Genomic DNA, 16345 nt, shown 5'->3' on the forward strand with positions numbered 1-16345 from the left:
GTGACCGCACCCCAGGACCTCTACGAACTCGGTGACGCGCCCGAACCGGGCACCGTGCCACGGAAGATGTACGCCTCGCTGATCCGCCGGGAGCGCTACGGGCAGCCCGTCGACGCGTTCCGCACCGAGGTGGTCGACGTCCCCCCGGTCCGCCGTGGCCAGGTGCTGGTCAAGGTGATGGCGGCCGGCGTCAACTACAACAACGTCTGGGCGGCGCTGGGCAAGCCGCTCGACGTGATCGCCGCCCGGCAGAAGGCCGGTGGGGTCGAGGACTTCCACATCGGCGGCTCCGACCTGTCGGGCATCGTGTGGGCCGTCGGAGAGGACGTCAAGGGCGTTCGGCTCGGGGACGAGGTCGTCGTGCTCGCCAGCCGCTGGGACGAGTCGGCCGAGGACATCCGCCTGGGCGGTGACCCGGCCGCGTCCGTCAGCCAGCGGGTGTGGGGCTATGAGGAGAACTACGGCTCCTTCGCCCAGTTCGCGGTCGTCGACGACTACATGAGCCACCCCAAGCCCGCCCGCCTGTCCTGGGCGGCCGCCGCCTGCTACATGGCGACCGCGGCCACCGCCTACCGGCAGTTGTTCGGCTGGGACCCGCACACCGTCCGCCCCGGCGACCCGGTGCTGATCTGGGGCGGCGCCGGTGGCCTGGGCAGCATCGCCATCCAGCTCGTCCGGCACGTCGGTGGCATCCCGGTCGCCGTCGTCTCCAGCGAGGAACGCGGCGCGTTCTGCATGCGGCTCGGTGCCCAGGGCTGGATCGACCGGCGCGACTTCGACCACTGGGGCCGGATGCCCGATACCTCCGACGACGCCGCGATGAGCCGTTGGCTGTCCGGGGCGCGGGCCTTCGGGCGGCGCTTCTGGGACGTGCTCGGCGAGCGGCGCAGCCCCCGGATCGTGCTGGAGCACTCCGGAGCCGACACCATCCCCACCTCTCTCTACCTGTGCGACAACGCGGGCATGGTCGTCATCTGCGGCGGCACCACCGGCTACAACGGCGACATCGATCTGCGGTTCCTGTGGATGCGGCAGAAGCGGCTCCAGGGCTCGCACGCCGCCTGCGCCCGCGAGGCTCGGGAGATCACCCGGCTGATCGACAGGGGTGCCATCGACCCGTGCCTGTCCCGGACCTTCGGTTTCGACGAGATCGGCCTGGCCCACCAACTCATCCACGAGAACCGTCACCCGATGGGGAACATGGCGGTCCTGGTCAACGCGTCGGAGTAGAGCGTGCGGTGGCCGGGCCGTACGACGGTCGGCCCGGCCACCGCCCCTCCGACCGAAGACCCGCGGTCCGGCGCGGCACGGCGAGCCGGCCCGCGAGGGACTCGACACCGGCCGGGCCCGGCCACCGGGGGAGCGGTGGCCGGGCCCGGTGCCGGCGGTCGGGGAGGCCGCGGGGAGGCGTGTGCCCTCAGGTCCGCAGCAGCTTCTTGACGATCTTCCCGGCGGGGTTGCGGGGCACCTGCTCGATGAACTCCACTCGCCGCGGCCTCTTGTAGGGGGCGAGCAACCCCGAGATGTGGCCCAGCAGTTCCCGGGCGCCGGTGTCCGGCTCGGCCACCACGTACGCCAGCGGCACCTCGCCGTAGTCCTCGTCCGCCATCCCGACGACCGCCGCGTCCCGTACCGCCGGGTGGCTCATCAGGGCGCGCTCGATCTCCGAGGGGTAGACGTTCTGGCCGGCCCGGATGATGACGTCCTTGGTGCGGTCCACGAGGTGGATGCGTCCCGCCTCGTCCACGAACCCCAGGTCCCCGGTCCTGATCCACCCGTCGAGGTCGATCTCCCGCGTGGCCTGCGGATCGTTCCAGTAGCCCTGCATCACACCGGGTCCGCGCACCACGATCTCGCCGATCTCGCCGCGCGCCGACTCCGTCCCGTCCGAGCCCACCGCGCGGGCGGACATACCCGGGATCACGCGACCGCAGGGGATGCGCGCGGTGGCGTTCCCGGGCGAGGGGTGCTCGTCGGGGCCGAGGGTGACGAACGGGCCGCCGACCTCCGTCATGCCGTACACCTGCCGGAAGCCGCAGCCCAGGCGCCGCACGGCCTCCTCGTACACATCGAGGGGCATGGGGGCGGCGCCGTACAGGATCTCCCGGAGGGTGGACAGGTCGGTGCGGTCGGCGCCCTTGGCCTGGAGCATGAAGCGCACCATCTGCGGAACCATCCACATGTGGGTCGCCCGGTGCCGTTCCACCGCGGCCAGCGCCCGCTGCGGGGTGAAGCCCGGCATGAGCACGATGGTGGCGCCCGTCGCCATGTAGGTCAGGGACACCACCATGCTGCCGTGGTACAGGGGGCAGCAGTTGACCATCACGATGTCGTCGGTGGGCCGGGCCTGCACCAGCCAGCCCAGGGCGATGGCGCGGAACGAGGCGCTGTCGACCGTGACGCCCTTGGCCCGCCCGGTGGTCGCCGAGGTGTGCAGCACGGCCACCGGATCGGTGTCGGCCACGGGCGGCAGCTCCCGCCGCGCCGCCACCCTGCCCAGTGCCTCGAAGGCCGGCTTGTCGAACGCCATCGTGATCCGCACCGAGGCGGGCAACTCCGGCTGCCGGTCGAGCAGTTCGGACTCGCCGAACACGGCGACCGCGCCGACGCGCGCCACGATGTCGGCGACCTCGGGCACGGCCAGGCTGTGGTTCAGCGGGACGAACAGCGCGCCGAGGCGGGCGAGCGCGAAGTAGGTCTCCAGTACCTCGATCCGGTCCTTGGAGAGCACGGCGACACGGTCACCGTGCTCGATTCCGAGCTCCGCGAATCCCCGCGCGAGTTCGAGCGTACGGTCGTGGAAACCGGCCCAGGTGACCGCGCGTTGCTCGTCGACCAGTGCCGTCCGCCCGGGAAAGCACTGCCGGTTGCGTTCCAGCAGCTGCGTGAGCCACATCAGGCACCGCCACCGGCACCGGCAGCGGACCGCTCGGCCACGAAACGCTCGTAGTCGGCGATTGTCTGAAGCCTTTCCATGTCGTCTGCGGTGATCTCCACTCCGGCCCGCTGCTCGACCAGCAGCACCAGCCGCACCAGGTCCCCGGAGTCGATGCCGCTCGAGGCGAGGTCGAGGTCGTCACCGACCCGCGCGGCGTCGGCGAACTCCTCCGTGCCGGTCAGCTCGACCAGCAACTCCCTGACGGTGCTCATGGTTACCCCTTTCGCCCGGCAGGCCGACCGCCGAGCGGATCGCGTCCTTCGCCTGTCACCCGAACAAGAGGCCCCCGCGCCGAACCGCAATCCCCGCACCCCCGCGTGACGTTTGTCACGCGCCCCATCCGGCACGCCCGGGGATTGCGGGCCTCCCGGACGGCCTCTTTCCCAGACGGAGGCCGCGCCCGATCCACCGGGCGAGGCGGGTGCAACGGCGCCCGGGAAGCACCGAAGGAGTGATGCCAGTGCCCAGGCGAGGGGTCCGGTCCAGGGGTGTGTACGTCCCCGCCCCGGCGCGGATCGGCCGGGGAGGCGCGGCATGAGCGCGGCAGGGCCCGCCGACACCGCGGATGCCGGCGAGGACGAACTGACGGCGAGGTTCGAGGCGCTCGTCGGCGCCGGTGAGGCCGTCGAACCGCGCGACTGGATGCCCGACGGCTACCGCCGCATGGTGCTCCGGCAGCTCGCGCAGCACGCCCACTCCGAGATCATCGGCATGCAGCCGGAGGGTGCCTGGCTCACCCGGGCGCCCTCCCTGCACCGCAAGTCGGTGCTCATCGCCAAGGTCCAGGACGAGGCCGGGCACGGCCTGTACCTGTACTCCGCCGCCGAGACGCTGGGCGTGGACCGCGCCGACCTGCTGGACGCCCTGCACCAGGGCCGCCAGCGCGCCTCGGCGACCTTCGACCACCCCGCGCTGACCTGGGCCGACACCGGCACCATCGCCTGGCTGACGGACGGCGCCGCCGTCATCAACCAGGCCCCGCTGTGCCGTACTTCGTACGGACCCTACGCGCGGGCCATGCGGCGCGTATGCCAGGAGGAGGCCTTCCACGTACGGCAGGGCTATGACCTGATGCGCGCCCTGTGCGAGGGGACACCGGCACAGAAGGCCATGGCGCAGGACGCGGTGGACCGCTGGTGGCTGCCGGCCGTGGCGCTGATGTTCGGCCCGCCCGACACCGAGGCGGGCGGCGCCGACGCGCGCACCGCGGCGGTCGGTGCCGCGGTCTCGCGCCGCGCCATGGCCTGGGGCATCAAGCGGCACACCAACGACGAACTACGCGCGCGGTTCGTCGACAGCTGCGTCCCGCAGGCCGAACGCCTCGGCCTGACCCTGCCCGACCCGGCGATCCGCTGGAACGAGGAACGCGGCCACTACGACTTCACCCCGGTCGACTGGGACGTCTACCGGCGCGCGCTGGGCGAGGACACGCACTGGGCCCGGCAGCGCGTCGCCCACCGGCGCGCGGCGCACGAGGACGGCGCCTGGGTCCGGGAGGCCGCCGCCGCGTACGCCGCCCGCACCCGGGACGACGACGGGGCGGCCGGCCAGGGCGCCGGTGCGCACGAGTACGGGCACGGGCAGGAGCACGGCCACGACCGTACGGAGGCAGGGGCATGAGCGGCGGGCAGCCGTTAGGCGCCCCGGAGGCGCGGCCGGTTGGCGCCCCGGAGGCACGGACGGAGGGCGCCCCCGGGTCCTGGGAGGTCTTCCTGCGGCCCCGGCGCGGACTCTCCCACCAGCACGTGGGCTCGGTACGCGCCTACGACCCGGACACCGCCCTGCTCAGGGCACGCGACCTCTACACCCGCCGGGGCGACCCCCTGTCGCTGTGGGTGGTCCGCTCGGACGCGGTGCACACCGCCTCCCCGGACGAACGCGACCCGTACTTCGCCAACGCGCGGCACAAGCCGTACCGGTACCCCCAGCAGTTCGCGCCGCTGACGACCGAGAGGAGCCCCGACGGTGGCCACGACGACTGAGCGGGTGGCCGCCACCGAGGCGGACGGCCACACCGACCCCCGGCTCGCCGTCCAGCTGCTGCGCCTCGGCGACGACGCCCTCGTCCTCGGCCAGCGGCTGTGCCAGTGGATCACCCGGGCGCCCACCATCGAGGAGGACCTGGCGCTGTCCAACATCGCCCTCGACCTCGTCGGCCAGGCCCGGCTGTTGCTCACCCTCGTCGGACGCCTCGACGGCACCGGACGCGACGAGGACGACCTCGCCTTCACCCGGACCGACCGCGAGTTCACCAACGCCCTGCTCACCGAGCTGCCCAACGGCGACTTCGCGGCCACCGTCGCCCGGCAACTCGTCTACACGCACTACGCCGTGGCGTACTACAAGGCGCTCGGCGGCTGCGCGGACCCCGAACTGGCCGCGTTCGGACAGCGGGCCGCCAAGGAGATCGCCTTCCACCGGCTGCACGCCGACACCTGGACCGAACGCCTCGGCCTCGGGACCGCCGAGAGCGCCCGCCGCATGCAGGAAGGCCTCGATCACGTGTGGCCGTACACGGCGGAACTCTTCGACGAGGACGACCCGGTACGCGAGCTCGCGGCCGCCGGAACTGCCCCCTCGCCCGCCCCGCTGCGCCCGGGATGGGAGCGGAGCACGACGGAGGTGATCACCCGGGCCGGACTCACCGTGCCGTCCCCCCGCTGGCGGGCCCGGGGCGGCCGTGCGGGCCTGCACACCGAGGAGTTCGCGTCCCTGGTCGCCGAACTCCAGTCGGTGCGCCGCCAGTTTCCCGGAGGCACCTGGTGAACGGCGCCACGGCCCTCGCGGCATCGGAGATCCGCGCCCGGGTGGAGGCGCTGCCGGACCCGGAACTGCCCTTCATCGCCCTCGGCGACCTCGGAGTGATCGGCTCGGTCGGCCCGGCCGCCGACGGACGCCTCGAGGTTGAGTTCACCCCCACCTATCTGGGCTGCCCGGCACTGGCCGCCATCGCCTCCTCGATCCGCGAGGTCCTGACGGACGGCGGCCACCCCGACGCCCGGGTACGGCAGGTGCTGTCCCCGGTGTGGACGACGGACCGCGTCACCGCGGCCGGCCGCGCCAAGCTCGCCGCCCACGGCATCGCCCCGCCCGCGCCCGCATCGGGGGACGGCCCGGTCCTCGTCCGGCTGACCGGGGTTCCTTGCCCGCACTGCGGTTCCCGGGCCACCCGGCCGCACAGCGCGTTCGGCCCCACCCGCTGCCAGTCGATGCTGCGCTGCACCGCCTGCCGCGAGCTGTTCCCCCACCTGAGCGCGCTATGAGGACGCGCCCGAACCCCGTCCTCGCGCCCGACGGCACCCGTCGGCGCACCGGCTGGCACCGGCTCCCGGTCACCGCCGTCCAGCACCTCACCGGCGACGCCGTCGCCGTCACCCTGGACGTACCGGACACCCTCCGCGCCACCTTCGCGCACCGGCCCGGCGAGCACGTCGTCGTCCGGCACCGCCGCTCGGGCGAGGAACTGCGCCGCAGCTACTCGGTGTGCCCGCCGCCCGAGGAGCCCGGCGCGCTGCGGCTGGTGATCAAGCGGGGCGCCCCGGACGGCTTCGGCGCGTACGCGCTGACCCGGCTTGCACCCGGCGACCGCCTCGAACTCTCCGCGCCCGCCGGGGCCTTCGCCCTGCCCGAGCTGCCCGGAGCCCACCACGTGCTGATCGCGGGCGGCTCCGGCATCACCCCGCTCGCGGCCATGGGCGCGAGCGCGCTGCGCACGGACCCCACCTGCCGGGTCCACCTCGTCCACTCGGTGCCCACGGCCGCGGACGCCCTGCTCGCAGACGAACTCGCCCTGCTCAAGGACGCGTTCGTCGACCGGTTCACCGTGCTCCATCTGCTGACCCGCGAAGGACGCCCGCCCCTGGACGGCCGGATCGACGCGGAGCGCCTGCCCCGGCTGCTCGCCGCGCTGGACGTCCGGCCGGGCCCGGACACCACCTTCGCGCTGTGCGGCCCGGCCGGTCTGATCGCCACCGTCCGACGGGCGCTGAAGGACGCGGGAGCCGACCCGGCCCTGGTCCGCTCCGAACTGTTCGCCCTCGGCGACACCCCGCCGCTCCCGCCCGTACCGAGCACCCCGCCCGTACCCGGTGCCGTACCCGGCGCGCCGCGCACCCTTGAGGGCACCCGGGTCACCGCCCTCTACGACGGCCACCGCAGGGTCGTCACCGCCGGGCCGCGGGACCCCGCGCTCCTCGACGCGCTGCTGCGCGACCACCCGGACGTGCCGTACGCCTGCCGCGAGGGCATCTGCGGCAGCTGCCGTGCCAAGGTCCTCACCGGCGAGGTCGCGACCGGCCCCCAGTACGCCCTCGACGCCGGGCAACTGGCCGCCGGCTACACGCTCACCTGCCGCGCCAGGCCCCTCGGCGGCGAGGTCACCGTCGACTTCGACGCATGACATGACGGCACCCGCCCCGGCCACCACCCACCCCAGCAGAAGGAGAAATCGATGACCACCCCCTTGCGGCACGAGGGCAGGACCGCGCTGGTCACCGGCGGCAGCCGCGGCATCGGCCGGGCCGTCGCCCGCCGGCTGGCCGGCGAGGGCGCCCTCGTGGCCGTCCACTACGGACACGACCACGAGGCCGCCGAGCGCACCGTCAAGGAGATCGAGACCGACGGCGGACGCGCCTTCCCGGTCCACGCCGAACTGGGCGTGCCCGGTGACGCCGACACCCTGTGGACGGCCTTCGACCACGCCCTCGCCGGGCAGGACGCCGCCCCAGGCCTGGACATCCTCGTCAACAACGCCGGCATCACCGTCCCGCGCCGGATCGCGGACGTCACCGAGGACGACTACGACCGGGCGTTCGCGATCAACACCAGAGCGCCGTTCTTCATCATCCAGCGCGCTCTGGACCGGTTGCGCGACGGCGGCCGGATCGTGAACGTCTCCTCGGTCGCCACGCGCGTCGCCTTCCCGCCGATCATCGCCTACACCATGACCAAGGCCGCCCTCGACTACCTCACCCTGGCCCTCGCCCAGGAACTGGGACCGCGGGGCATCACGGTGAACAGCGTCGCGCCCGGCTACACCGAGACGGAGATCAACCCGACGCTCGCCGTCCCGGAGATCCGCCGACGGTACGAGGCTGCTTCCGTGTTCGGCCGGCTCGGGGCCCCGGCGGACATCGCCGACGTCGTCTCCTTCGTGGCGAGCGACGACGCCCGCTGGGTGACCGGCCAGTGGATCGACGTCTCCGGCGGAGTCCACCTCGGCCCGTGAGCCCCGCGCCCGTACCGCCGCGCCGCCCGCGGCAGCAACAGGAGGCCCTCACCATGAACGACGGCACGTCCGCACCGGCCCGGGCCGCGGACGACTCACTCACCCGGCCCTTCGACGGTGCCAGCCCCTACGACGCCTATGTGCACGCGTCCGTCCTGAACAACCTCCAGCAGCCCCTCACCGAGGCGCCCGACGAGATGGGTTTCGTCGTCACCACCCAGGTGATGGAGCTGTGGTTCACCCTGATCGTCCACGAGTGGCGCAGCGCCGGCACGGCCTTCGCCAAGGACGACCTGGACGCCGCCATGGACGCCCTGGCCCGCAGCCGCCGCGCCCTGACCGCCCTCAACGCCGCCTGGGCGCCCCTGGCCGCGCTGACCCCCGCCCGCTTCAACGGCTTCCGGGCCGCGTTCGGCAAGGCCTCGGGTTTCCAGTCCGCGATGTACCGGCAACTGGAGTTCCTGCTCGGCGACAAGTCCGAGGCGATGCTCCGCCTGCACCGGGGCGACCCCGACGTGCACGAGGCGCTGAGCGAGACCCACCGCCAGCCGTCCCTGTACGACGAGGTGCTGGGCTGTCTGCACCGGCGGGGGCTGCCGGTTCCGGAGCACGTCCGGGAGCGCGACGTGAGCGCGCCCTACACGTCGGACCCGGGCGTCGTGGAGGTGTGGCGGCTGATCTACTCCGGCCCCCAGCACCATCCGCTGCTCGGCCTCGGCGAACTGCTCACCGACATAGCGGAACTCGTCCTGCGCTGGCGCTTCGACCACGTCATGGTCGTCCGCCGGGCCATGGGCACCAAGAGCGGAAGCGCGGGCTCGACCGGCCTCGCCTGGCTCGAACAGCGCGCGAACAGGCCGGTCTTCCCGGAGCTGTGGGAGGTGCGCGGTGGGGTCTAGGGTGATCTCCGCCTTCGCGGCGGAGGAGGAGCAGCGGGTACTGAGCCTGAAACCGGTGCTGGCACCGGCGCACGGCCGCTACGGCGACCACCCGCACCAGGCCTACGACGCCTGGCCGGCCGAAGACCCCGGCGCCCCTCTGGTGATCCTGCTGCACGGCGGCTACTGGCGCTACGACCGGATGCACCTCACTCCTTTCGCCGCCTACCTCGCCGAGCAGGGCTTCGACGTGCTGCTGCCGGGCTTCCGCCGCTCCGGCGGGGCCGGCGGTCATCCCGAGACGTTCGACGACGTGGCCCGGATCGTGGACACCCTTCCCGCCGGGCGGCCCTACCTCCTGGCCGGTCACTGTTCCGGCGGGCATCTGGCCCTGTGGTGCGCGGCGCGCGGCCTGCTGCCCGCCGGCTCCCGCTGGCACACCGGCACCCTCCCGACCGGCGTCCTCGCACTCGCCCCGATCACGGACCTCACCGCCACCCGCCGGGACGGCCTCAGCAACGACGCGGCCCTGCAACTCCTCGGGGGAGAGGCCGTGTTCGAGGAACGGCTGCCCGCCGTCGACCCCCTCACCCTGCTGCGCGGGGCCGGTACCACCGGTGTGCCGACGGTGCTGCTGCACGGCGCCGTGGACGAGGAGGTCCCGCTCACCCAGTTCACCGACTACGCGGCCGTGCACGAAGACCTGAGGACGGTCGTGCTGCCCGGCACCGGCCACTACACCCTCATCGAGCCCGGAGCCCCCGGAGCCCGCGCGGTCGCCGACACCCTGTGGGAGATGTCCGCCGGCTTCGCCGCACCGCGCGACGGCACCGACGCGGCCCCCGCACACCGCACCGATACCGGCACCGCCCCAGGGAGGGCCACGCACCCATGACCGCCGCCACCCCGCTCGAAGACCGGGCCGCCCTCGCCGACGCCGAGGACGCCTTGGCCCCGCTCGCCGAGCGGTTCGTCCTCCCTGAGGGCGTCATCTACCTCGACGGCAACTCCCTGGGCCCGCTGCCCGCCGCCGTCCCGCCCGCCCTCGCGGACGTCGTGGCCCGCCAGTGGGGCACCGGCCTGATCGGCTCCTGGAACGACAGCGGCTGGTGGGACGCGCCCCTGCGGATCGGCGACACCATCGGCCGCCTCGTCGGCGCCGCGCCGGGGCAGACGGTGGCGGGCGACTCCACCAGCGTGCAGTTGTTCACCGCGCTCAGCGCGGCCACCGCACTGCGCCCCGACCGGCCCCTGCTGGTCACGGATCCCGGCCACTTCCCCACCGACCGCTACCTCGCCGACGCGGTGGCCCGCCGCGGCGACGCCCTGGAGGTGTGCCGGATACCCCCGGCCGACCTGGAGAAGTTCCTCGCCGAACAGGGCCCCCGGGTGGCGGCGGTCAGCTACTCACCGGTCGATTTCCGCACCGGCGAGCTGTGCGACATGGCGGCGCTGACCGAGGCCACGCACCGGGCCGGCGCGCTCGCGGTGTGGGACCTGTGCCACGCCGCCGGGGCGATGCCGCTGCACCTCGACGCCCTGGAGGTGGACCTCGCCGTCGGCTGCGGCTACAAGTTCCTCAACGGCGGCCCCGGCGCGCCCGCCTGGCTCTACGCCGCCCGCCGTCACCACGATGCCCTCGACACCCCGCTGACCGGCTGGAACGGCCATGCGAGCCCCTTCGCCATGGACCGGGACTACACCCCCGCCCCGGGCATCGCCCGCGCCCGTATCGGCACCCCGCCCATCCTGTCCCTGCTCGCCCTGGAGGCGGCCCTCACCGTCTTCGAGGACGTGGACCTCGCACAACTGCGGGCCAAGAGTGTGTCGTTGACGGAGTTCTTCCTGGCCTGCGCCGAGGAACTGCTCACCCCGCTGGACATCACTCCGGTGACACCCCGGGACGCGGCCCGCCGGGGCAGCCATGTGTCCCTGCGCCACCCGCACGCCCTCGGCCTGACCCGAGCCCTGGCGGACCGGGGCGTCGTCATCGACATGCGCGCCCCCGACCTGCTCCGCTTCGGCGTCAACGCGCTCTACACCACCCACACCGAACTGTTCACCGCCGCACAGCGCTTGAGCGCCATCGTGCGCGAGTCGTCCTACGACCCCGCGCCCTCACGGTCGGGCCCGGTCACCTGAGCCTGAACTCCGCGTCGAACCCCCGCCCCTTGCGGGCGTGCTGGTCTTTCAGCTGGCTGCGAGGACGGCCGTCGACGCCTCGGTCCGGTAGTGGGGTCGTACCAGGCGGCGGGACATGAGCGTGATGAACGCCCGCTGAATGTGGACTTCGGCGTGGGACATCAGGGGCTGCCCGCGCCAGTGCCGGGGTGAAGATGGGCTCGCGGTCGTCGAAGTGGTCGCGCCTGCCCCGACGGCCGTTCGTGAGCCCGGCCGGCGCGGCACCGGCGGGTCGGCGCTCGGCGGAAGCCACGGCTGCACCGGCGCCCCGGCGGAAGTCGCCGCGGACTGCCCGCCCGTAGTGGGCCCCTGCTTCCGGGCGTGTCGGGTCGGCGGGATATTGTCCCGCTGCTTGTTCACTTTTTCTCACAGGAGCCTCATGCGCCTCAGACAGGTCTCCCTGGTCGCGACCCTCTCGCTCGTGGCCGGCCTGACCACCGCCACCGTCGGACTGGCCGGCTCCGCGGTGTACGCCGACGACACGGCCGCGCTGCCGCTGTCCGGTTACGCGCACCTGGTGGTCGACCCCGCCCACCAGCACGTCTTCGTCAGCCAGGGAGCCGGCTCGACCGGCATAGTGGTGACCGATCTTTCCGGCACCCCGATCACCACCGTTGCGGGGGAGCAGGGCGCCATCGGTCTGGCGCTGTCGCCTGACGGCGGCACGCTGTACGCGGCGCTGGCGGACGGCGGAGCGATCGCCGCGATCGACACAGCGACGCTCAGCGAGACCGCCCGCTGGTCCACCGGCGCGGGCAGCTCCCCCGTCTCCGTCGCGGTGGCGGGCGGCCGCGTCTGGTACGGCTACACGGCCGACGGCAAGGGCGGTATCGGCTCGGTCGACCCGTCCGCGCCCGCGCCGTCAGCGGTCCCGCAGCCTGGCCTGTCGCAGTGGACGACCGCACCGCTGCTCGCCACGGGCGGCGATGTGCTCGTGGCCGAGGAACCGCAGGGCAACCTCAGTCATGTGGCGACCTTCGGCGTAGCTTCGGGCACGGCGTCGGTCAAGGCGGACACCCTGGTCCACGGAGGCACGGCAACCGGGCTCGCCGTCACCGGCGACGGCACGGGGGTGCTGCTGGCCGCCCCGCAGCAGCTCGCCCTGCGGGCGTACCGCAGCACGGACCTCGCGGCCGCAGACCCCGCCGCGTACTTCACCGGCGGCTCCGGTTCCGCGCCTGGCTCGGTGGCCGTCGACACCGACGGCACGGTTGCCGTCGCCGGCACCTCCGGCGTTTACCTCTACGCCGGCCCGAACACCCTTGCCGAGAACCACCTCACCTTGCCGTCCGGCACGGTCGCTCCGGACGGCCTGGAGTGGGGCGCCGACGGCACGACCCTCTACGCCGTCACCAAGGACTCCGCGGGTGCCTACAGCCTGAACGTGCTGGGCGCCCCGAAGCTGACGGACAGTGAACTCGCCCTGCGGCACCCGCAGTACGCGGTGCCGACCGAGCGGTACACGGTCAGTGGCTTGCTGAGCACCCGCGGTCTCCTGCCGGCAGGCGCCGCGCTGAAGGTCACCCGCGACGGCACCGCCCTGCCCGACACCACACTCGGCGCGGACGGCACGTTCACGTTCACCGACCTCCAGCAGGACGAGGGCACATACACCTACCAGGTGGCGTACGCCGGCGACGCCACCCACCGCTCCACGGCGGCCTCACTGGCCGTGAACGTGGCGAAGCTGCCGACCGATGTCGTGGGCACCGACATCACCTCGGCGAACCCCGGCTCGGTCGTCCTCACCGGCCGCCTCATGGCCCAGCTGGGCCTGGGCACCTTTCCGCAGGGCACCACCGTCCAGGTGGCCCGGCGCGACGAGAGCACCCAGCAGACCGTGCCGCTGGGATCCGTACCCGTGGACCCGACCACCCTCCGGTTCACCGTCACCGACGCCCCGGGCGGCGCCGGCTCGTTCATGTACGTCTTCACGTACGCCGGGGACGCCACCCACCAGCCGTCCGAGAGCGGCATGAGCCTCGTGGTCGCCCCGTACGCCCCGGCGCTGACGCTGAGCGCCCCGGCGACCGCTGTCCGAGGGGCGGCCCTGTCCTTCGGCGGCAAGCTCGGTGACGGCCCGTACGCCGCCGGCCGGACGGTCACCGTCTCCCGCAAGGACGCCGCCCGCAGCACCCCGGTGACCTGGACCACGCCGGTGGCCGCCGACGGCACCGTCACGGTGAACAACACCCCCGACATCGGCGGCGCCAACACCTACACGGTCACCTACCCGGGTGACGCCTCCCACAAGGCGGCCACCGCGGTCGCCACCGTCCAGGTGTCCCGCGCGGCGACCGCCCTGACCGTCACCAGCAGCGCGCCCTCATACGCGTACGGCGCGACGGCCACCGTCACCGCCCACCTGGGCACCACCTACAACGGCCGCACGGTGTCCATCCACGCCATGCCCTACGGCGGGGCGAAGACCCTGGTAACGACGGGCACCGTGGACGCTTACGGCAACCTGAAGACCACCTACAAGGTCACCCGCAACACCACCTTCACCGCGTCCTTCGCGGGCGACTACCGCTATGCCCCCGCGACGGCCACCCGCGCCGTCAACGGCTACGTGAAGATCGCGACGGCGCTCGGCGGCTACTACACGAGCACCACGTACAGCGGGATCACCTACCGCGTCTTCCACAAGACGGTGAAGCCCACGGTGACCGCGACCGTCACGCCCAACAAAGCCGGCCAGTGCGAGCGCTTCGAGGTCCAGCGGTACTACAGCGCCGCCTGGCACACGCTCACCACGTCGGGCTGCTACGCCCTGTCGTCGGCGAGCAGCGCGAAGGCGCAGCTCAGCCTCACCAACGCGCTCAACCAGAAGTTCCGCGTCCGCCCCAAGTACGAGCGCTCCACGAAGGACCTCAGCAACGTGAGCACGTGGGGCGGTTGGCTCTACTTCGTGGTGCGCACCTGACACCCGTGACCCGGCCGGAGGCCGCCCGGACGACGCCCGGCCGTGCCCGCCGTGTGCAGCCTGGCGTACGCCGCCCTGGTCCTGCTGGACCAGGGCAGGCACGGGCCCGGTCCAGGCGCCGGTGGTGATGGTGCCTGCCCGCTGGTGACAGGAGCGGCACCGCGACCGGCCCGCCGGTGCGGCGGCCGGCCCGGCCGGGTCGCTGTTGGCGTGCGTGCTGCTCGGCCAGCTGCGCACACGTGCATGAGGACGAGAAACAGGTCGTCCAGGACGAAGTCGGACCGGCCAACAAAGGGATCCACGCCACATCGACCGCCACCCAGGTCATGGCCTCCCGACGCTTCGCAGGGTTGGTGATCCAGGCGTTCGGAGCCTGCCCTCAGCACGCGCCACTACCACCGCCGGCACGACTGGCCTCCGCATCACCGCACGGCTCGCCGCGGTAAATGCCGGATTTGCTGCGGCAGTACCGGAAGGGTGGGACGGACGGTCCGCCGCAGGTCGCGACGATCACGGCGAGGGCTCCCTCGCAGCAAATCCGTTATTCACTACGGCAGTTGTCAATACGTCTCCGTGATCGCACAACTGCCCGAGTGTGGGTCTGCTGTGCAGTGCGCGACGCCGACGAGGCCTAGCGCCAACATGTTTGCCTGGGTCATGCCCGCAGATCTTCCGTCAAGGGCAGGCACTCGGCGAGCAGGTCTACGACGTCGCGCCAGGCTCGCTGCGCGTGCTGTGGGTGGTAGCCGACGCCGGGGACCGTGGGGTGGTGGACCGGCGGGTGGTGGAAGGCGTGCAAGGCGCCGCCGTAGACCGCGAGGCGCCAGTCGACGCCCGCAGCCTGCATCTCGGCGGTGAACGCGTTCCGTTGCGCGGGCGGCATGATCGGGTCTTCCGATCCGACGCCGGCCCACACCGGGCAGCGAATGCGCGCTGCCTCGCCCGGTCGGCCCGTGGTCAGTGCGTTGACTGTCCCGATCGCGCGCAGACTGACGCCGTCGCGCCCGAGTTCCAGTCCGACGGCGCCCCCGGTGCCGTAGCCGACGGCGGCGATCCGGTCGGGATCGGTCCGCGGTTCGGTGCGCAACACGTCGAGCGCCGCATGGCCGATGCCCCGCATCCGGTCGGGATCAGCGAGCAGTGGCATGCAACGGGCCAGCATCTCCTCGGGGTCACCCAAATAGCGCCCGCCGTGAAGGTCGAAGGCCAGCGCTACATATCCCAGCTCGGCGAGAGCATCGGCCCGGCGGCGCTCGACGTTGCTGAGCCCCATACCCTCTGGTCCGAGCAGCACCGCAGGCCGGCGGTCGACACCGGCCGGGAGTGCGAGGTGCCCGATCATCGTCAAACCGTCGGCCGGGTACTCAACCGTACGCGTCGTGATCGTCGTCATGAGACTGGACTGTAGTGATCGTCGAGCCCGGTCCGGCCGGTGTTCTGCCGCTGGCAGAACAGCGCGGGTGCCCCTCTGAGATAGGGCGAGGGCCCCGGCGGTCAGGGCTTCAAGATCATCGAGGGTCGGCCTTCGGGGCGATCCGGTACGCGGTGCCGGGCGGGCCAACCGGTCAGGCGAGGGCGGCCGTTCCGCGAAGCCGCGGACCACGGCGGCGAGTTGGGTCATCGCGGGGCAGACTGCGGTGACCCGGTCCAGCAGATCACGGTGCTCGGCCTCGAGGTTGTCGGGCCTGGTGAGGGGCATCCGGGCGGGGAGGCGCGGGGGAGTTGTGGCTGCGGTCAGCGTCCGCGCGGCCCAAGGTGACCTACGTGTGCAGGCGGTTGAGGCATCCGGTGAACCCTTGGCCTCTGATCTCACCGAAGAGGTGCTTGACCGGGACGGTGGGGTCTTCGGTTCCTCGCCCACGATGACCGTCGTCACGACGACCCGCCCGAAGCCCGGCTGTCACCTGGTGGCCGTGAACCGGCCGAAGCCTTCGCGGCCGCGCGGCCTGTGTCGACGCCCCGACGGGATCGGTACGTCACTGAGGTCGCGCTCCCCGCGACGGGCACGGGCAAGGGGCCCCGGCACGGGGTGTGCACCGGCGGACACCAGCCGCATCGCCCCGAAGGCCAGGCCGCGGCTGCTGTCCGTCGAGGCCGAGGGCTGCACCGAGGACGCCCCGGTCGGCGCAGCCGAGTTCGACAAGCACACGCGTCATGTCCGCCGTGAGGTGAAGGACACCGACGGCCGGCCCCGT

At 72.9% G+C, this 16345-nt stretch carries 14 protein-coding genes and 1 pseudogene; 11 read left to right on the top strand and 4 right to left on the bottom strand.

Features of this window, described 5'->3' with window-relative positions; genetic code table 11:
* Entirely contained in the window at positions 1 to 1230 is a 1230-nt protein-coding gene (ccrA, locus tag ASD48_RS30360) for a crotonyl-CoA carboxylase/reductase (RefSeq protein WP_057605064.1), read from the top strand.
* A 187-nt stretch (positions 1231 to 1417) separates the two neighbouring features.
* Here the strand turns inward: ccrA and ASD48_RS30365 are convergent, their stop codons facing one another.
* Positions 1418 to 2896, bottom strand: a complete 1479-nt coding sequence (locus tag ASD48_RS30365) for an AMP-binding protein (protein WP_057604946.1) — start codon at positions 2894 to 2896, stop codon at positions 1418 to 1420.
* Positions 2896 to 3150 (bottom strand): acyl carrier protein, encoded by a 255-nt coding sequence (locus ASD48_RS30370; RefSeq protein WP_057604947.1) that lies wholly within the window; start codon positions 3148 to 3150, stop codon positions 2896 to 2898. The genes ASD48_RS30365 and ASD48_RS30370 overlap by 1 nt, the downstream gene beginning before the upstream one ends.
* 322 nt (positions 3151 to 3472) lie before the next feature.
* Between ASD48_RS30370 and paaA the strand changes: the two genes are divergently transcribed.
* The 10 genes from paaA (at position 3473) to ASD48_RS30420 (ending at position 14150) form a co-directional block, all read left to right on the top strand.
* Positions 3473 to 4558 carry a 1,2-phenylacetyl-CoA epoxidase subunit PaaA gene (gene paaA, locus ASD48_RS30375; RefSeq protein WP_057604948.1) on the top strand — a complete coding sequence of 362 codons (1086 nt, stop codon included), beginning with the start codon at positions 3473 to 3475 and terminating at the stop codon, positions 4556 to 4558.
* Complete coding sequence (locus tag ASD48_RS30380) at positions 4555 to 4920, top strand: 1,2-phenylacetyl-CoA epoxidase subunit B (protein ID WP_079074063.1); 366 nt, start codon at positions 4555 to 4557, stop codon at positions 4918 to 4920. Before paaA ends, ASD48_RS30380 begins: the two co-directional genes overlap by 4 nt.
* A 4-nt stretch (positions 4921 to 4924) precedes the next feature.
* Complete coding sequence (gene paaC, locus ASD48_RS30385; protein WP_057605066.1) at positions 4925 to 5704, top strand: 1,2-phenylacetyl-CoA epoxidase subunit PaaC; 780 nt, start codon at positions 4925 to 4927, stop codon at positions 5702 to 5704.
* A complete protein-coding gene (gene paaD, locus ASD48_RS30390; protein WP_057604949.1) occupies positions 5701 to 6201 on the top strand; it encodes a 1,2-phenylacetyl-CoA epoxidase subunit PaaD in 501 nt (166 codons plus the stop codon). Before paaC ends, paaD begins: the two co-directional genes overlap by 4 nt.
* Positions 6198 to 7337: a 2Fe-2S iron-sulfur cluster-binding protein gene (locus ASD48_RS30395; protein WP_057604950.1), complete on the top strand. Its 1140-nt coding sequence runs from the start codon at positions 6198 to 6200 to the stop codon at positions 7335 to 7337. Before paaD ends, ASD48_RS30395 begins: the two co-directional genes overlap by 4 nt.
* 51 nt (positions 7338 to 7388) lie before the next feature.
* The gene (locus tag ASD48_RS30400) at positions 7389 to 8165 is read left to right on the top strand and encodes an SDR family oxidoreductase (protein WP_057604951.1); all 777 of its coding nucleotides are present in this window, start codon (positions 7389 to 7391) and stop codon (positions 8163 to 8165) included.
* A gap of 53 nt (positions 8166 to 8218) precedes the next feature.
* Positions 8219 to 9064, top strand: coding sequence for a tryptophan 2,3-dioxygenase family protein (locus tag ASD48_RS30405; protein ID WP_057604952.1), 846 nt, complete (start codon positions 8219 to 8221; stop codon positions 9062 to 9064).
* Positions 9054 to 9938: an alpha/beta fold hydrolase gene (locus tag ASD48_RS30410; RefSeq protein ID WP_242432774.1), complete on the top strand. Its 885-nt coding sequence runs from the start codon at positions 9054 to 9056 to the stop codon at positions 9936 to 9938. Before ASD48_RS30405 ends, ASD48_RS30410 begins: the two co-directional genes overlap by 11 nt.
* Complete coding sequence (locus ASD48_RS30415) at positions 9935 to 11185, top strand: aminotransferase class V-fold PLP-dependent enzyme (RefSeq protein ID WP_057604954.1); 1251 nt, start codon at positions 9935 to 9937, stop codon at positions 11183 to 11185. Before ASD48_RS30410 ends, ASD48_RS30415 begins: the two co-directional genes overlap by 4 nt.
* A 418-nt stretch (positions 11186 to 11603) precedes the next feature.
* On the top strand, positions 11604 to 14150 hold the full coding sequence (locus tag ASD48_RS30420; RefSeq protein ID WP_057604955.1) for a hypothetical protein: 2547 nt from the start codon (positions 11604 to 11606) through the stop codon (positions 14148 to 14150).
* A gap of 655 nt (positions 14151 to 14805) precedes the next feature.
* On the opposite strand, the gene ASD48_RS30425 is transcribed toward ASD48_RS30420, so the two are convergent.
* Together ASD48_RS30425 and ASD48_RS45735 are read right to left on the bottom strand one after the other, a co-directional pair.
* The gene (locus ASD48_RS30425) at positions 14806 to 15543 is read right to left on the bottom strand and encodes a dienelactone hydrolase family protein (protein WP_057604956.1); all 738 of its coding nucleotides are present in this window, start codon (positions 15541 to 15543) and stop codon (positions 14806 to 14808) included.
* Positions 15544 to 15732: 189 nt separating this feature from the next.
* A pseudogene (locus ASD48_RS45735) lies at positions 15733 to 15997 on the bottom strand (ISL3 family transposase); the annotation flags it as partial.
* Between the last annotated feature and the right edge of the window lie 348 nt (positions 15998 to 16345).

The sequence above is a fragment of the Streptomyces sp. Root1310 genome, from assembly GCF_001426425.1.
Classification (GTDB): Bacteria; Actinomycetota; Actinomycetes; order Streptomycetales; family Streptomycetaceae; genus Streptomyces.

Excerpts from the sequence above, each read along its gene's own strand:
- ASD48_RS30365 (WP_057604946.1), bottom strand. The coding sequence starts at position 2,896 with ATGTGGCTCACGCAGCTGCTGGAACGCAACCGGCAGTGCTTTCCCGGG.
- ASD48_RS30415 (WP_057604954.1), top strand. The coding sequence starts at position 9,935 with ATGACCGCCGCCACCCCGCTCGAAGACCGGGCCGCCCTCGCCGACGCC.
- ASD48_RS30420 (WP_057604955.1), top strand. The coding sequence starts at position 11,604 with ATGCGCCTCAGACAGGTCTCCCTGGTCGCGACCCTCTCGCTCGTGGCC.
- ASD48_RS30370 (WP_057604947.1), bottom strand. The coding sequence starts at position 3,150 with ATGAGCACCGTCAGGGAGTTGCTGGTCGAGCTGACCGGCACGGAGGAG.
- ASD48_RS30405 (WP_057604952.1), top strand. The coding sequence starts at position 8,219 with ATGAACGACGGCACGTCCGCACCGGCCCGGGCCGCGGACGACTCACTC.
- ASD48_RS30380 (WP_079074063.1), top strand. The coding sequence starts at position 4,555 with ATGAGCGGCGGGCAGCCGTTAGGCGCCCCGGAGGCGCGGCCGGTTGGC.
- ASD48_RS30400 (WP_057604951.1), top strand. The coding sequence starts at position 7,389 with ATGACCACCCCCTTGCGGCACGAGGGCAGGACCGCGCTGGTCACCGGC.
- paaA (WP_057604948.1), top strand. The coding sequence starts at position 3,473 with ATGAGCGCGGCAGGGCCCGCCGACACCGCGGATGCCGGCGAGGACGAA.
- ASD48_RS30395 (WP_057604950.1), top strand. The coding sequence starts at position 6,198 with ATGAGGACGCGCCCGAACCCCGTCCTCGCGCCCGACGGCACCCGTCGG.
- ASD48_RS30425 (WP_057604956.1), bottom strand. The coding sequence starts at position 15,543 with ATGACGACGATCACGACGCGTACGGTTGAGTACCCGGCCGACGGTTTG.